Genomic DNA, 14001 nt, shown 5'->3' with positions numbered 1-14001 from the left:
CGGTGAACGTCCGTGGTCGCGGCAACCGTCCGGTACCACATCAGGTACGGTGAGCGGGCACCCGTCCCGAACCCGGAAGGTCCCCCATGCCGGTCCCCAGCAGCGCCCCGACCGAGCACAAGCTGCTCCGCGACACCGTCCGTCAGAAGATCCACGAGGCGATCATGGACGGCACGCTCGAGCCCGGGGAGCGGCTCAACGACGACGAGCTCATCGCGTGGCTCGGGGTGTCCCGCACGCCGATCCGCGAGGCGCTGAGCCAGCTCGCGCGCGCCGGCCTGATCGAGATGGCGCCGAACCGGTACACGCGGGTCACGACGCCGGACCCGACCGAGGTCATCGAGGCGATGCAGACGCTCGGTGTGCTCTTCGGCGGGGTCGTCCGGCTGGCGGTCCCCCGACTCGGCACGGCGTCGCGGAAGCGGATCCTCAGTGCGCTCGACAAGACGATCACCGAGCTCGAGGCGCACGACGTCCCGGCCGTGAACCGCGACGCCCTCGGGGTGTTCGCGCTGTACGTCGACGAGTGCGGGAACGAGAACCTGCAGCGGGTCTGCCAGGACACGATGGACGGTCTGGCGTTCCGGCTGCGGCTGCCGAACCTGGACGAACTGCTCGACTGGGACCAGATGACCGAGGACTTCCGACGCCTGCGCGCGGCGACGGCGGACGGCGACAACATCGCCGCCGAGCTGGCCACCGAGGCGATCCACATGCTCCCCGGGGAGAAGCGCTGACCGTCGCGTCCGGAACCTGCTGAACATCCGTACAGGGAACCGCCCACCTCGGCCGATCGAGGTGGGCGGTCCGCGTTCCCCGGCCAGGACGTCCCCCGCGGTGGCGGACTCGGTGTCCCCCGATCGGCGTGCGTTCGCCGACCGATACGATCGTGCAGACCCATCCGAACGACACCCGCGGAGCGACCATGACCGACCTCGACCCGGACCGCACCGAGGTCGCCGCGCGCCTCGCCGCGGCCGTCGGCCGGATCAACCGACGAGCACGGACCGACTCGGCCTCGCTCGGCTACGGGATCGTGTCGGCGCTGGCGTCCATCGTCCAGCACGGACCCCTGCGCCCCGGCGACCTGTCGCGGATCGAGGTCGTCACCAAACCGACGATGACCCGCATCCTGATCGAGCTCGAGCAGCGTGGGTTCATCGCGCGCGATCCGGACCCTCGGGACGGTCGGGCGTTCATGGTGAGCGCCACCCAGGCGGGCATGGACGCCGTCGACACCGCCCGGTCGCAGCGCACCGGCATCGTCGCCGAGCTCATCGCCGACCTGTCCCCCGATGACGTCGACGCGATCGCCCGGGCACTCGACGCCCTGGAGCGGGTCGCGCAGAGTCCGACGACCCCGGCGACGCCCGCGCGCTGATCCCGGGCGGGTCGTTACCGAACCGTTACCGCCCGGTGGACCGACCGTTCTGGGAGCGTCTGTTGACGGGGCGCCCAGACTCGCGGGTCATCGTTGCCGCTTCGCCCCCGCGAGTGACGTGATCGTCACCGCACCGAGGCGGAACGGACGGGCCCCACATCACCGTCCGGTCCTCCCCCGGCTCGCGGGTCCACGCGACGACGCGACGACCGCAGGTCCCCCACCCTGCTGTCCACCCCGGCGTCCCGGCCGTCCCCCGACGGCCCACAGACACCGGTGACCGGCGCGCGCACCACCCGCGTGCGCCCGTCGTGCCTCGACGCCCCGACGGACCCGCACCACGAGCCGGCTGACACCCGGAAACGATGACGAGAACCACTCCCCGCACCAGTACCCCGGCTCCCGGCACCCGCCGCGCAGCCCTCGACACCCCGTCCCGACGGATGCGCCGGACCCTCCGCAAGCACGGCATCGCGATCGCCGGCGGCGCAGCGGTCGTCGCCATCGCCGGCGGTGCCCTCACCATGACGCAGCCCGCACTCGGCGAGGCGCTCGGCGTCCCCAGCGCCTCCGCCACGCCCCGCCTGTCCGGCACCGAGCTCGACCGGGCCCAGGCGGCCGCCACGCTCTCGACGGCCCGCACCGTGGTCCGGGACGCGAACGACAAGACCGACACCGGGCGACTCGAGCAGCGGATCGCGTCGCTGTCCGACTACAGCTCGCTCTCCGGCGCTGCCCTGACCGAACGGATCGCCTCGACGGTCGACACCGTGCAGGACGTCGCCCAGGCGAGCGCCGACCAGGACCACGCCGATGCCCAGGCAGCCGCCGCCCGCGAGGCCGCTGCGAAGCGTGCCGAGGACGCCGCCGCAGCCGCGAAGGCCGCCGCCGAGAATGCCGCGGCGGAGCAGGCAGCCGCCGAGGCCCAGGCGCGGGCGAACACCCCCGCCGGCGCCAAGGCCGCCGCTGCCGCGCTCGCGTCGTCGCAGTACGGCTGGGGCTCGGACCAGTTCCAGTGCCTCGACAGCCTGTGGACCAAGGAGTCCGGCTGGAACTACCGTGCGGTCAACCCGAACGGCGGCGCGACCGGCATCCCGCAGGCGCTGCCCGGCTCGAAGATGGCGTCGATCGCCGCGGACTGGCAGACGAACGCCGCCACGCAGGTCGCCTGGGGTCTGCAGTACATCAAGGGCTCGTACGGCACGCCGTGCAGCGCGTGGTCGCACTCGCAGTCGGTCAACTGGTACTGAGCCGGGCCCGTCCGGTCCGGTCCAGCGTGGTCTGCTCCGGCCTGGCCCGCTCCGGCTCGGTCTGCTCCGGCCTGGCCCGCTCCGGCTCGGTCAGCTCCGGCCCGGTCAGCCGATGCGCGCGACGCGGACGTCGATGCGCGTCGGCTGCCGGCCGGACGCCCGTGCCGCTGCCAGCACCGCGTCGTGCACCGCGTGCGCGACCGTCGGTGCCGGCGCTGCACCGTCCGTGCCGATGACGATCCGGAGCGCCGTGCCGTCGACCGCGATCCGCGGTGCGGCCTCGGACGACCCGAGTCGGCGGACCGCGGCGACCGCACTCCCGACCGCGTTGCCGACCGACGTGCGCCCGCGGTAGAGGTCGGTGACGCCCGGCACGTCGAGGACGACCGCCTCGACGGCGAGCAGGGCGTCGTTGGTCCAGGCGAGCTCCGGAGCCGGCTCGGTGCCCAGGGTGTCGTCGGTCATCGTGCTGCCTCCTCGTCGGTGCCGGTGCCGGTGCCGGTGCCGCTGGTCGCCGACCCGTCCGCGGTCGCGGTGCTGTCGGCAGTCGGGACCCCGTCCGCGGTCGCGACCCCGTGCGCGGTCTGGGTCTGGGGTGCGATGAGGTCGCGCACGAGCACGTCCACGGCCTCGACCGTCAGGTCCGTCTGGGCGGCCAGGATCTCCTCCACCGCCAGGCGGACGGCGTCGGCGGTCGGCACGATCCGGTGGCCGGCGACGACCGCGATCTCGACGCTCACGCGCACCGGCGAGGCAAGCTCGGTGACGTCCCCGTCGAGCACGCAGCGGGACACCACGACGCCGGGCACCTCGTCACCCGCACGGCGCACCAGCGATCGGACGGCGCCCTCGGTCATCACCGGGTGCTCCGTCGGCGCCGCGGCACGCAGCGGGATGTCCCGGCCCGCGCGGACCTCGAACGAGATGTTCGCCAGGACCCCGCCGATCCAGGACTCGTCGGCGGGGGCCTCGGCCTTCGCCGCTTCGTCCAGGGACCCGAGCGAGGCGTGCCGCAGGCGCATGATCGCGGCGAGGGCGTTCTGGCACGCCGGGGAGTCGTCGATCGTCGGGTCCGCGGGCACCATGCCCGCGTCGAGGTAGTCGGCGAGCTCGTCGATCGTGTGGCCGTCCAGGTCCTCGGGTTCGAGGGCGGCGAGGTCGGGCTCGTGTGGTCCGGGTGCGGCGGTCATCGCCATCCCTCCATGAGTCTGATCATGTTCTTCCGGGCACGGGACAGCAGCCCGCGGACGGTCGAGGTCGGCAGGCCGAGCTCCTCGGCGATGTCCTCGTACCGGTACTCCAGCACTTCCTTCATCACCCAGCAGCGCCGTTGGTCCGACGGCAGCTCGGCCAACGCCCGGTCGACGGCGTCCTCACGGGACCGCGCCTCGGCGACCCGTTCGGGAGCGCCGTCGGGCGGTGCCGGCACCTCGAGCTCGGTGACGTCGTCGTGGTCGCGCCGAGCCCGGATGCGGTCCAGGCACTTCCTGCTGAGGATCCGCATCAGCCACGCCTTGACGCGACGTCGGTCCTCGAGCGCGTCCAGGCGCTCCCACGCCGTGATGAACGTCTCCTGCACCACGTCGTCGAGCTCGTCCGTCGAGCCGAGGGTCCGGCGGGCGTAGGCGCGGAGCAGGGGCGTGTGCCGGCGGATGAGCACCTCGAACGCCCGGACGTCGCCGTCGGTGGCACGGGCGGCGAGCACCTCGTCGTCGAGGTCGACGAGTTCCGTCCGGTGTTGCAGCGGTTGCACGGTTTCCTTCTACTGGTGCCGGGGTGGATCGGCCCGCGTGTCGAGTGCGGACACGGATGTGACGTGTTCCGAGCCAGGATCGTCACACCGTCCCGCGATCGTCCAGGTGACTGCCAGGTGTGCACCGGGTCCGCGGTACGGCAGGGTGGACCCATGCCCCTCGTCACCGCCGTCTGCCGCGTCGAACAGCTGCTCCGTGACTCCGGCACGATCGGCATCACCGCGATCGACAAGCGCCCCGTCGACGGCCCCGTCCGCGTCCGTCCGCTCGGCCTGCACGCGGACGTGCAGGCCGACCGCAAGCACCACGGCGGCGAGGACCAGGCCGTCTACGTCTACGCCGACGAGGACGCCACGTACTTCGCGGAGCAGCTGGACCGGCCGATCCCGCCCGGACTCTTCGGTGAGAACCTCCGGACGACCGGCGTCGACGTCACCGGCCTGGTCATCGGGGAGCGTCTGCGCATCGGCGAGACCCTGGAGCTCGAGGTCACGATCCCCCGGATCCCGTGCGGGACCTTCGCGCGGCGCATGAAGGTCGACAAGTGGGTCAAGCGCTTCGCCGAGGAGGGCCGCCCCGGCGCCTACCTCCGGGTCCGCAGGTCGGGTCCCGTCGCCGCCGGCGACGCGGTGACGGTGCTCGAGCGGCCCGAGCACGGGGTCACGATCGGGCAGATGTTCGCCGGGCTCACGGCGGAACAGGCGACCGCGGTGCTCGCCGTGGGCGACCGGCTCGCGCCGAAGGTCGTCCGGGAGGCCCAGCTCGCCCTCCGGCGCGCAGCCGTCTGACCGCAGGGCCTCGCCCTGGCCACCCGCCAGGTCATGCAGCGCATCAGGCCGGTCCGGCGCCCCGGCCCGGGTCGAACGGCCGGCGAGCCCGCGGCAGGCCGGCGACGACGAGGTCCCAGGCGTTCGCGACGAGGTCCTCGACCATCTGCTCGTCGATCGCCTCGCCCGGTGCCAGCGTGATCCAGTGCCGCTTGTTCATGTGCCAGCCGGGCGTGACCTCGGCGAAGTCCCGCACCAGTGCGGCCCCGTGCGGTGGGGCGCACTTGAGGTTCACGATCGCCACACCCCGCAGTTCCGAGGTCATCGCGAACATCTTGTCGACCACCTTGTAGACGTCGGCGCCCTCGCCGAACGGCTGCGTCGCGGTCACCGCCGGCAGCGCCATCGCGGTCCTGGCGACGACCGCGTGCAGCGTGCTCCCGTCCATGCTCCCAGGATGCCCGATGCCACCGTCTCCCGCCTCGTTGTGGGGGTGAAGTTCTCTCACAGAACGGCAGTAGCCTCGTCGTGCCGCGTACCCGACGTCGGCGACCACCCCTCCAGGAGGAACCCGTGCAGACCGCCCGCACCCTCGGCATCGCCGCCGTCACGCTCGCACTGACCATCGGCGGTGTCGCCGGCACCGCCACGAGCGCCTCCGCCGCGCCGAAGACCTACGCCAACTGCACCGCCGTCAACAAGGTCTACTCGGGCGGCATCGCGAAGAAGTCCGTCACGAAGAACAAGGTGACCTCCGCCGGGAAGACCACCTCCCGCGCGCTCAAGGGCACCGTGAAGAAGGACGACGCCCTCTACAACGCGAACAAGAAGATGGACCGCGACGCCGACGGGATCGCCTGCGAGAAGAGCTGACGCTGCCCTCCCCGGGACACCGGGGCGCTCCGCTTCAGAGTTCCGGCACGCCCTCGCGCCCGGACCGCGGCCGCGCGGTGCCGGCGACCCCGGTCACGACCGAGTGCGCCGGCACGTCCTTCGTGACGACGGTCCCCGCACCGATGACGGCGTCGTCGCCGACCGTGATGCCGCCGATCAGCGCCGAACCGGCGCCCAGGACGACCCGGTCGCCCACGGTCGGGTGACGCCGGGAACCCGGCCCCGGGCCTCCACCCCGACCCCCCAGGGTCACGCCGTGGAAGACGAGGACGTCGTCACCGACGACCGCCGTCTCGCCGATCACGACACCGATGCCGTGGTCGATGAAGAACCGGCGGCCGATGCGGGCGCCGGGGTGGATCTCGATGCCCGTCAGGGTCCGCGTGACCTGCGCGAGGATCCGCGCCACCGTCCGTGCGCCCGGTAGCCCCTCGGCGATCCAGAGCCGGTGCGTGATGCGGTACGCCCAGATCGCGTGCAGCCCCGAGTACACGATCGCGTTCTCGAGGTCCCCGCGCGCGGCGGGGTCTCCGCGGCGAGCGGCGGCGAGGTCCTCCCGGACGGTCCGCAGCACGCCGCGACGTGGAGCCTTCCTCACGCAGTGAGCCCCTCGTAGAGCACGGTCGACAGGTACCGCTCGCCGGTGTCGCAGACGATCGCGACGATGCGCTTGCCGGCGTTCTCCGGACGGGCCGCGACCTGCAGCGCCGCGTGGATGATCGCGCCCGACGAGATGCCGGACAGGATGCCTTCCTCGGTCGCCAACGCCCGCGCCACTCGCAGGGCGTCGTCGAGTTCGACGTCGATGACCTCGTCGATGACGGAGCGGTCGAGGACCTCGGGGATGAAGTTCGCCCCGATGCCGGCGATCTTGTGCGGGCCGGCGGTGCCCTTGGTGAGGAGGGGCGAGTCGGCCGGCTCGACGGCGATGATCTGGACCCCGGGCACGCGCTCCTTGAGCACCTGACCGACGCCGGTGATGGTGCCGCCGGTACCGACGCCGGCGATGAACACGTCAACGTGCTCCTCGGTGTCGCGGAGGATCTCCTGCGCCGTCGTCTTGCGGTGGATCGCGGCGTTCGCCGCCGTCTCGAACTGGTGGGCGAGGATCGCGCCCGGCGTCTCGTCCACGATCTGGGCCGCGCGGGAGACCGCGCCCTTCATGCCCTCGGAGCCGGGGGTCAGGACGATCTCGGCACCGTAGGCGCGCATGACGGCTCGACGCTCGACACTCATGGTCTCGGGCATCGTCACGATGACGTCGTAGCCGCGGGCGGCGCCGACCATGGCGAGGGCGATGCCCGTGTTGCCGGACGAGCCCTCGACGATCGTGCCGCCGGGCTCCAGGTCACCGGACTCCTCGGCCGCGTCGATGATCGCGACGCCGAGACGGTCCTTGACGCTGGCGCCCGGGTTGTAGAACTCGAGCTTGGCGAGGATCTCGGCCCCGCCCTCCTGGGGCAGTCGGTTCAGCCGCACGAGCGGGGTGTTGCCGAAGGCCTGGGAGATGTTGTCGTAGATGGTGCCGGTCATGCGTTGCGTCCTCACGTCGGTCCCACGGCCTCCATCCCAGGAGGCTCGGTGTGCGGCCGATCCTAGCGATCCGTCACGGGGTGTCTCCCCGGTGTGACGCCGGCGGCGTCCGGGCCGTGTCGGGCTGAGCTGGGCTGAGCTGGGCTGAGCTGGGCTGAGCTGGGCTGAGCTGGGCTGAGCTGGGCTGGGCTGGGCTGGGCTGGGCTGAGCTGGGGTCAGTGGACCAGGGCGGTGCGGGCGAACCGGTCGTCGGTGGCCTCGAGCACACGGAGCACGTTGCCGCCGGCCAGCGCGCGCAGGTCCGCGTCCCCCCAGCCGCGGCGGCGGAGTTCCTCGGCGAGCACCGGGTACCGCGAGACGTCGCGCAGGTCCGGCGGCAGCACCGGCGTGCCGTCGTAGTCCCCACCGAGGCCGATGTGCGCCGCACCCGCGAGGTCGCGGGCGTGCTCGACGTGGTCGGCGACGTCGGACACCGTGACGAGGGGCGGCTCCCCGGTCGCGCCGCCCTCTTCCCAGTCGGCCCAGGCCCGGGAGACGAACTTCGGCACGAACGTGATCATGACCACGCCGCCGTTGTCGGCGAGACGCGCGAGCACGTCGTCCGGGACGTTCCGCGGGTGGTCGTCGATCGCGACGGTCGACGAGTGGCTGAAGACGACCGGCCGGGTCGCGACGTCCAGGGTGTCCCGCATGGTGGCCGGTGCCGTGTGGGACAGGTCGACGAGCATGCCGATCCGTTCCATCTCGGCGACGACCTCGCGACCCCGGTCGGACAGGCCGCCGTGCGCCCGGGCACCGGTGGCCGAGTCCGCCCAGGGGGTGTCGTCGTTGTGCGTCAGCGTCATGTAGCGGACGCCGAGCCGGGCGAAGACGCGGAGGACGGCCAGGTCGTCGCCGATCGAGTGCCCGCCCTCGGCGCCGAGCAGCGAGGCGATCCGGCCCGAGCCGACCGCGGCACGCACCTCGGCGGCGGTCCGCGCGAGCGCCAGGTCGTCCGGGTACCGCTCGACGATGCGGTGGGCGAGGTCGATCTGCTGCAGCGTCGTCCGCACCGGGTCGGGTTCCTCGACCGGCACGAACACCGACCAGAACTGCCCGACGACCCCGCCGGCGCGGAGCTTCGGCAGGTCGGTGTGCAGGGAGTCGGTCTCGGAGTCGATGCCCTCGACGCCGGACCCGTGCGTCTCGCGACGCTCCCACGGCAGGTCGTTGTGGCCGTCGATGACGGGGAAGGCGAGGGCGTCGAGGTCCATGCCCCGACCGTACCGGGCGGGGCCGTGCCGGGCGGCGCCGTGCCGGGCGCTCAGATGCTGCCGGTGAGGGCCTGCAGTCCGAGGCTCGACACGGACACCACGATCCAGAGCGCCCCGCCGAGCACCAGCGGCCGGAACCCGGCGCGGCGGAACCCGGCGACGTCCGTGGACAGGCCGATGGCGCTCAGGGCCACGGTGATCAGGAACGCGGCGACCGTGGCGATCGCCGGGTGCACCGGCCCCGGGATGACGCCGGTGGAGTTCACGGCGGCCACCAGCACGAAGCCGATGAGGAACCACGGCACGAGCCGGAACACGCGGCGCGGGGACCACTTCCCGCGAGGCGGCACGGCCGTGGGCTCGATCGCCGACCCGTCCAGTGCCACGCCTCCGGCCGCCGACCCGTCTCCGGTACGCGCCCCTGCCGTCTTCTCCGCCCGACGTCCGACCAGCCACGCGAGGCCGAGGACCACCGGGATGATCATGAGCGTCCGGACGAGCTTCACGACGACCGCGAAGTCCGCCGCACCCGGACCGTACGTGCTCGCTGCGGCGACGACCGAGGAGGTGTCGTTCACCGCCGTGCCCGCGAACAGCCCGAACGCGTGCTGACTCATGCCGAGGGCGTGCCCGACCACGGGGAAGACGACGACCGCGGCCACGTTGAACAGGAAGATCGTCGACACCGCGTACGCGACCTCGATCGACACGGCGCCGATCACCGGGGTGACGGCAGCGATCGCCGACGCGCCGCAGATCCCCGTCCCGACACCGATCAGGGTCCGCAGGTTCCCGACCACGCCGAGGGCCCGGCCGATCCCCCACGCTGCGAGCAGGCAGACGACGAGGGTGCCGAGCATCACCGGCAGCGACTGCACCCCGACGCGGGCGACCTGCAGGAGCGACAGCTGCGCCCCGAGCAGGACCACGGCGACCTGCAGCACGGTCTTGCTCGCCGTCGTGATGCCCGGCCGGAACAGCGGTCCCGGACGCCGCACGGTGCCGAGGACCGCCCCGATCACGACGCCGCTGACCGGCGCTCCGACGACCGGCAGGAACCGCCCGATGACGGTCGCGACCACGGCGATGCCGGTGGCGAGCGCGAGACCGGGGACGAGCCTCCCGGCACGGTCGAGCGGGGTCGGGGCGGCGTCGGTCACGTGACCATCCTGCCGTCCGTGCACCAGGATCGAGGGGTGAGCGCTGCTTTCCGGATCGTGACCGACCTGCCCGTGCCGCCCGAGCGGGCGTTCGCCCTGTCGCTGGACATCGGCGCGCACCTGCGGTCGATGGCGGCGACCGGCGAACAGGCGATCGCCGGCACGACGGACGGGCTGATCGGGATCGGCGAGAGCGTCACCTGGCGTGCCCGCCACTTCGGGATCGTCTGGCGGATGACGAACGAGATCACCGCGCTGGAGGCTCCCCACGCGTTCGTCGACGAACAGGTGCGTGGGCCGTTCGCCCGGTTCCGGCACCACCACCGGTTCGAGGCGACACCGACCGGCACCCGCATGGTCGACGAGATCACGTTCCGGGCACCGTTCGGGGTGCTCGGACGCATCGCCGAGGGGCTGGTGCTGCGGCGGTACCTGATGCGGTTGATCCGCGAGCGGAACCGCTTGCTCGCCGCCGAGCTCGCGGGTCCGCGGACGGGGACGGGGACAGGGACAGGGACAGGCGCCACCGGTCAGGGGCCGGCGAGTTCGCCGAGCGTGTCGTAGGCGCTGGCCACGGCCTCCACCCGGGTGCGACCCGACGGCCCGGAGGCCTCGTACACGTCGTTCGTGATCGCCGCGACGACCGCGAACAACGCCGCCAACGAGTCGAACGCCGACGGTGAGTCGACCGGGCAGAGCACCGCGGTGGTCGCCGGCGCCGCGATGACGGCGGCGGTCGGGTCCCCGATCACGACGACGTCCGCGCCGGTCCCGACGCAGTGCCGGACGACACGGTCGACCCCGGCGGCGTGCCGGCGGACGGTGACGATGACCACGAGGTCCCGGCGGTCGAGGTCGGCGACCTCCTCCCCCAGACGCTGGCCCGGTGCCGGCCCGACCCGGACGTCCGGACGCACCTGCGCGAGCTGGGCACGGAGCTGCAGCGCGATCGGGTAGGCGCCGCGCTCGCCGAAGACCAGGACCCGCCGTGCACGGACGATCCGCCGGGCGAGGCGTGGCCGGTCGGCACGGGCGAGCGAGGCGAACGCCGCATCGAGGTTCCGCGCCTCCACGGCACGCTGGTCGACGTGGGCGGCGTCCTCGGCAGCCCACGGCAGACCGGTCCCCCGGGCGGACATGAGGTTCTGCCGGACCTCGGCGGCGTCCTGGAACCCGAGAGAGCGAACGAGTCGCGAGACCGTCGCCTTCGAGGTGCCGGACTCGGTGGCGAGCTGCGCCGAGGTGCCGACGAGCAGCAGTTCCGGGTCGTGCCGGATCATCGCGGCGACCCGGCGTTCGGCGGGTGACAGGCGCTCCCAGACCGCGTCGATGCGTCCGCGGACGTCGGGGGTGCTCATGCGTCGACCCCGGTCGTCGTCGGGTGGACCGTCCCGAGCCCCGCCGTGGCGGTGTCGCTCGTGCGGGCACCGGGGCCGGCGGGGAGGTGCCCGGTGGGCAGGTGCGCGGTGGCGGGGCGCTCAGCGGCGAGGTGCGCGACCGCTCCGGCGAGTGCGTCGAGGCCGAGGGCGACGTCCGCTGCGGAGACGAACTCGTCGGGATGGTGGCTGATGCCGTCCGGGTTGCGGAGGAACAGCATCGCGACGTCGGTGACCAGGCCGAGCGACATCGCGTCGTGCCCGGCTCGTGAGAACAGCTCGAGCGGTTCCGGTTCGCCGGTGCTGACGATGCCCGTGCGGACGGCGTCCATCAGGTGCGGGGCGCAGAACACCGCGGGCGCCCGGTGCACCTCGGTCGGGGTGACGTCGACGCCGCGGCGCGCACCGATCTCGCGGAACGCCTCAGCGATCTCGTCCCAGACCCGGTCGCGGCCGTCGTCGAACTCTCCGCGCAGGTCGACCGCGAACGTGGCCAGGCCGGGGACGACGTTGACCGCGCCGGGTTCGACGGCCATCGTGCCGACCGTGCCGATGTGCTGCTCCGTCCGGCAGATCCGCTCGACGGCCAGCGCGGCCTCGGCGGCGGCGAGCAGGGCGTCGTGGCGCCGTTCGTACGGGGTGCCGCCGGCGTGCCGGGCTTCGCCGACCGCGCGCACGGTGAACCGGCGGGCGCTCGCGATGCTGGTGACGACACCGAGCGCCTGGTCGGCCTGCTCCAGGTACGGCCCCTGCTCGATGTGCGCCTCGAGGTAGCCGACGAGCGACGCGGGGTCGACGGCAGCCTGCCCGACCTCGGCCGGGTCCAGCCCGAAGGACTCGAAGGCGGCGCGGAGGCTGGTGCCGTCGCCGTCGCGGAGGTCCCACCACGACTCGTCCCAGACCCCGGCGACCGCGGAGGAGCCGAGCAGTGCCTTGCCGAACCGGGTGCCCTCCTCGTCGGAGAACGCGACGACCTCGAGCGCGAACGGCAGGTCGGCGTGCTCCTGCTGCAGGTGCGCGACGACCTCGATCGCCATGAGGACCCCGACGATGCCGTCGTACCGGCCGGCGTCGACGACGGTGTCGAGGTGCGACCCGAGCAGCAGGACGGGGGCGTCGGGTGTGCTCGGAGTCGTCCGGCCGTGGAGGTTGCCGGCGGCGTCCTGCCAGGTGTCGAGTCCGGCGTCCTGCATCCAGGTGCGGACCACGGCGTTGGCCCGGGCGTGCTCCGGGGACAGGTAGACGCGGGTGATGTGGCCCGCGGTCTCGCTGATGGCGGCGAGTTCGTCGCAGCGGGCGACGATGCGGTCGGCGGCAGCACGCGCCGCCGGGCTGGCGACGGGGGCCGGCACGGCCGCACTCACGCGAGCGCTCCGGCGCCGACCTCGGTGTCGACCGCGGCGTCGAGCTCCGCACCGCGCCCGGCGTAGACGTCGAGGGCTGCGTCGACCCCGCCGCCCTGCGGCACCGACTTGCCGCCCCGACGGAGGCACTGTTCGAGGGCGGACAGGGTCCTCACGACGGTGTCCTTGCGGGCGTTGTAGCCCATCGTGCCGATCCGCCACACCCGTCCGTGCAGGGGGCCGAACGAGGTGCCGATCTCGATCCCGTGGTCCTCGAGCATCGCGGAGCGGACCGCGTCACCCTGGACCTCGTCGGGGATCTCGACGGCGACGACGTTGTGCATCTTGTGGCCGACGTCCCCGAACACGGTGAGCCCGAGGCCGCGGACCCCCTCGAGCATCGCGCGGCCGGCGAGGGCGTGCCGCTCGACCACGGCGTCACGGCCCTCCTCGAGCAGGATCCGGGCGCACTCGTTCGCGGCGTAGAGCATCGATGCGGCCTCGGTGTGGTGGTTGAGGCGGCGAGGTCCCCAGTAGTCGATGATCATCGCCAGGTCGAGGTAGTTCGACTGGATCGGGTGGTCGGACACGTCGTCACCCGGTTCGCGGATGCCGGCCTCGACACTCCGACGGCCGTCGAGCACGGCCACCGCTCGGGGCGAGAGCGACAGGGGTGCGCTGCCGGAGGGGCCGCCCAAGCACTTCTGCAGTCCGGCACTGACGGCGTCGATACCCCAGGCGTCGACCTCGAGCGGATTCCCGCCGACGGAGGCCGTGACGTCCGTGTAGAGCAGCACGCCGTGCCGTTCGCAGATCGCCCCGAGTTCGTCGAGCGGCTGGTTCATCGTCGTCGAGGTGTCGCCCTGCACGACGGCCAGGAGCTTCGGCTCGACCCGGGTGATCGCGTCCTCGATCACCGAGGTCGGGAACACCTGCCCCCACTCGGTCTCGATCGTGTGCACGGTCGCGCCGGCCCGACCAGCGATCTCGGCGAGCAGGTGCCCGAACCGGCCGAACACCGGGACGAGGACGCTGTCCCCGGGGGCGAGCAACGAGACGAGGGCGGCTTCGATGCCGGCCCGGGAGGTGCCGTCGACGAGGACGGTGGCCTCGTTCCGGGTGCCGAAGACCCGGCGGTACAGCTCCTGCGTCTGGTTCATCGTCTCGGTCATCCACGGGTCGTACTGCCCGACCAGCGGGGTCGAGAGCGCGCGGAGGACGCGGGGGTCGGCGTCGATCGGGCCGGGGCCCATCAGGAGACGTGCGGGTGGGTTCACGGGGTGCATGGTT

At 73.0% G+C, this 14001-nt stretch carries 17 protein-coding genes; 6 read left to right on the top strand and 11 right to left on the bottom strand.

Translation table 11 applies throughout. The features are described from left to right. Positions 1-86 precede the first annotated feature (86 nt). The 3 genes from JOD51_RS04935 (at position 87) to JOD51_RS04925 (ending at position 2631) form a co-directional block, all read left to right on the top strand. Entirely contained in the window at positions 87-737 is a 651-nt protein-coding gene (locus JOD51_RS04935; RefSeq protein ID WP_204607281.1) for a GntR family transcriptional regulator, read from the top strand. 188 nt (positions 738-925) lie between these two features. Beyond that, positions 926-1381, top strand: a complete 456-nt coding sequence (locus JOD51_RS04930; RefSeq protein WP_204607280.1) for a MarR family winged helix-turn-helix transcriptional regulator — start codon at positions 926-928, stop codon at positions 1379-1381. A gap of 365 nt (positions 1382-1746) precedes the next feature. Beyond that, positions 1747-2631 (top strand): aggregation-promoting factor C-terminal-like domain-containing protein, encoded by an 885-nt coding sequence (locus JOD51_RS04925; RefSeq protein WP_239539776.1) that lies wholly within the window; start codon positions 1747-1749, stop codon positions 2629-2631. A 105-nt stretch (positions 2632-2736) separates the two neighbouring features. Here the strand turns inward: JOD51_RS04925 and JOD51_RS04920 are convergent, their stop codons facing one another. The 3 genes from JOD51_RS04920 to JOD51_RS04910 are packed head-to-tail and all read right to left on the bottom strand — an operon-like array spanning position 2737 to position 4384. Then, the gene (locus tag JOD51_RS04920) at positions 2737-3096 is read right to left on the bottom strand and encodes a hypothetical protein (protein WP_204607279.1); all 360 of its coding nucleotides are present in this window, start codon (positions 3094-3096) and stop codon (positions 2737-2739) included. After that, on the bottom strand, positions 3093-3821 hold the full coding sequence (locus tag JOD51_RS04915) for an Asp23/Gls24 family envelope stress response protein (RefSeq protein ID WP_204607278.1): 729 nt from the start codon (positions 3819-3821) through the stop codon (positions 3093-3095). Before JOD51_RS04915 ends, JOD51_RS04920 begins: the two co-directional genes overlap by 4 nt. After that, positions 3818-4384: an RNA polymerase sigma factor gene (locus tag JOD51_RS04910; protein ID WP_259558839.1), complete on the bottom strand. Its 567-nt coding sequence runs from the start codon at positions 4382-4384 to the stop codon at positions 3818-3820. The genes JOD51_RS04915 and JOD51_RS04910 overlap by 4 nt, the downstream gene beginning before the upstream one ends. A 153-nt stretch (positions 4385-4537) precedes the next feature. Between JOD51_RS04910 and JOD51_RS04905 the strand changes: the two genes are divergently transcribed. Further along, positions 4538-5173 (top strand): MOSC domain-containing protein, encoded by a 636-nt coding sequence (locus tag JOD51_RS04905; protein WP_204607277.1) that lies wholly within the window; start codon positions 4538-4540, stop codon positions 5171-5173. A 43-nt stretch (positions 5174-5216) separates the two neighbouring features. Here the strand turns inward: JOD51_RS04905 and JOD51_RS04900 are convergent, their stop codons facing one another. Beyond that, positions 5217-5600, bottom strand: coding sequence for an MmcQ/YjbR family DNA-binding protein (locus JOD51_RS04900; RefSeq protein ID WP_204607276.1), 384 nt, complete (start codon positions 5598-5600; stop codon positions 5217-5219). Between the two features lie 125 nt (positions 5601-5725). On the opposite strand from JOD51_RS04900, the gene JOD51_RS04895 reads away from it, so the two are divergent. Then, positions 5726-6025 (top strand): excalibur calcium-binding domain-containing protein, encoded by a 300-nt coding sequence (locus JOD51_RS04895; protein ID WP_204607275.1) that lies wholly within the window; start codon positions 5726-5728, stop codon positions 6023-6025. 34 nt (positions 6026-6059) lie between these two features. Here the strand turns inward: JOD51_RS04895 and epsC are convergent, their stop codons facing one another. The 4 genes from epsC to JOD51_RS04875 all read right to left on the bottom strand — a co-directional run bounded on the left by epsC (position 6060) and on the right by JOD51_RS04875 (position 9992). Further along, positions 6060-6644: a serine O-acetyltransferase EpsC gene (gene epsC, locus JOD51_RS04890; protein WP_307839398.1), complete on the bottom strand. Its 585-nt coding sequence runs from the start codon at positions 6642-6644 to the stop codon at positions 6060-6062. Next, a complete protein-coding gene (cysK, locus tag JOD51_RS04885; RefSeq protein WP_204607274.1) occupies positions 6641-7579 on the bottom strand; it encodes a cysteine synthase A in 939 nt (312 codons plus the stop codon). The genes epsC and cysK overlap by 4 nt, the downstream gene beginning before the upstream one ends. 215 nt (positions 7580-7794) lie before the next feature. After that, the gene (locus JOD51_RS04880; protein ID WP_204607273.1) at positions 7795-8832 is read right to left on the bottom strand and encodes a dipeptidase; all 1038 of its coding nucleotides are present in this window, start codon (positions 8830-8832) and stop codon (positions 7795-7797) included. A gap of 50 nt (positions 8833-8882) precedes the next feature. Next, entirely contained in the window at positions 8883-9992 is a 1110-nt protein-coding gene (locus JOD51_RS04875) for a YeiH family protein (RefSeq protein WP_204607272.1), read from the bottom strand. A 36-nt stretch (positions 9993-10028) separates the two neighbouring features. On the opposite strand from JOD51_RS04875, the gene JOD51_RS04870 reads away from it, so the two are divergent. Next, positions 10029-10556, top strand: a complete 528-nt coding sequence (locus JOD51_RS04870; protein WP_204607271.1) for an SRPBCC family protein — start codon at positions 10029-10031, stop codon at positions 10554-10556. Here JOD51_RS04870 and JOD51_RS04865 read toward each other — a convergent pair. The 3 genes from JOD51_RS04865 to JOD51_RS04855 are packed head-to-tail and all read right to left on the bottom strand — an operon-like array spanning position 10523 to position 13997. Next, positions 10523-11350: a MurR/RpiR family transcriptional regulator gene (locus JOD51_RS04865; RefSeq protein ID WP_204607270.1), complete on the bottom strand. Its 828-nt coding sequence runs from the start codon at positions 11348-11350 to the stop codon at positions 10523-10525. The genes JOD51_RS04870 and JOD51_RS04865 overlap by 34 nt on opposite strands. Continuing rightward, positions 11347-12732, bottom strand: coding sequence for an allantoate amidohydrolase (locus JOD51_RS04860; RefSeq protein WP_259558831.1), 1386 nt, complete (start codon positions 12730-12732; stop codon positions 11347-11349). Before JOD51_RS04860 ends, JOD51_RS04865 begins: the two co-directional genes overlap by 4 nt. After that, positions 12729-13997, bottom strand: coding sequence for a pyridoxal-phosphate-dependent aminotransferase family protein (locus JOD51_RS04855; RefSeq protein ID WP_239539775.1), 1269 nt, complete (start codon positions 13995-13997; stop codon positions 12729-12731). The genes JOD51_RS04860 and JOD51_RS04855 overlap by 4 nt, the downstream gene beginning before the upstream one ends. Positions 13998-14001: the final 4 nt, after the last annotated feature.

It is taken from the genome of Curtobacterium herbarum (assembly GCF_016907335.1).
In the GTDB taxonomy this organism is placed as follows: domain Bacteria; phylum Actinomycetota; class Actinomycetes; order Actinomycetales; family Microbacteriaceae; genus Curtobacterium; species Curtobacterium herbarum.
The sequence above is the reverse complement of the archived record's forward strand: the minus strand, read 5'-3'. Positions and strand labels throughout refer to the sequence as shown.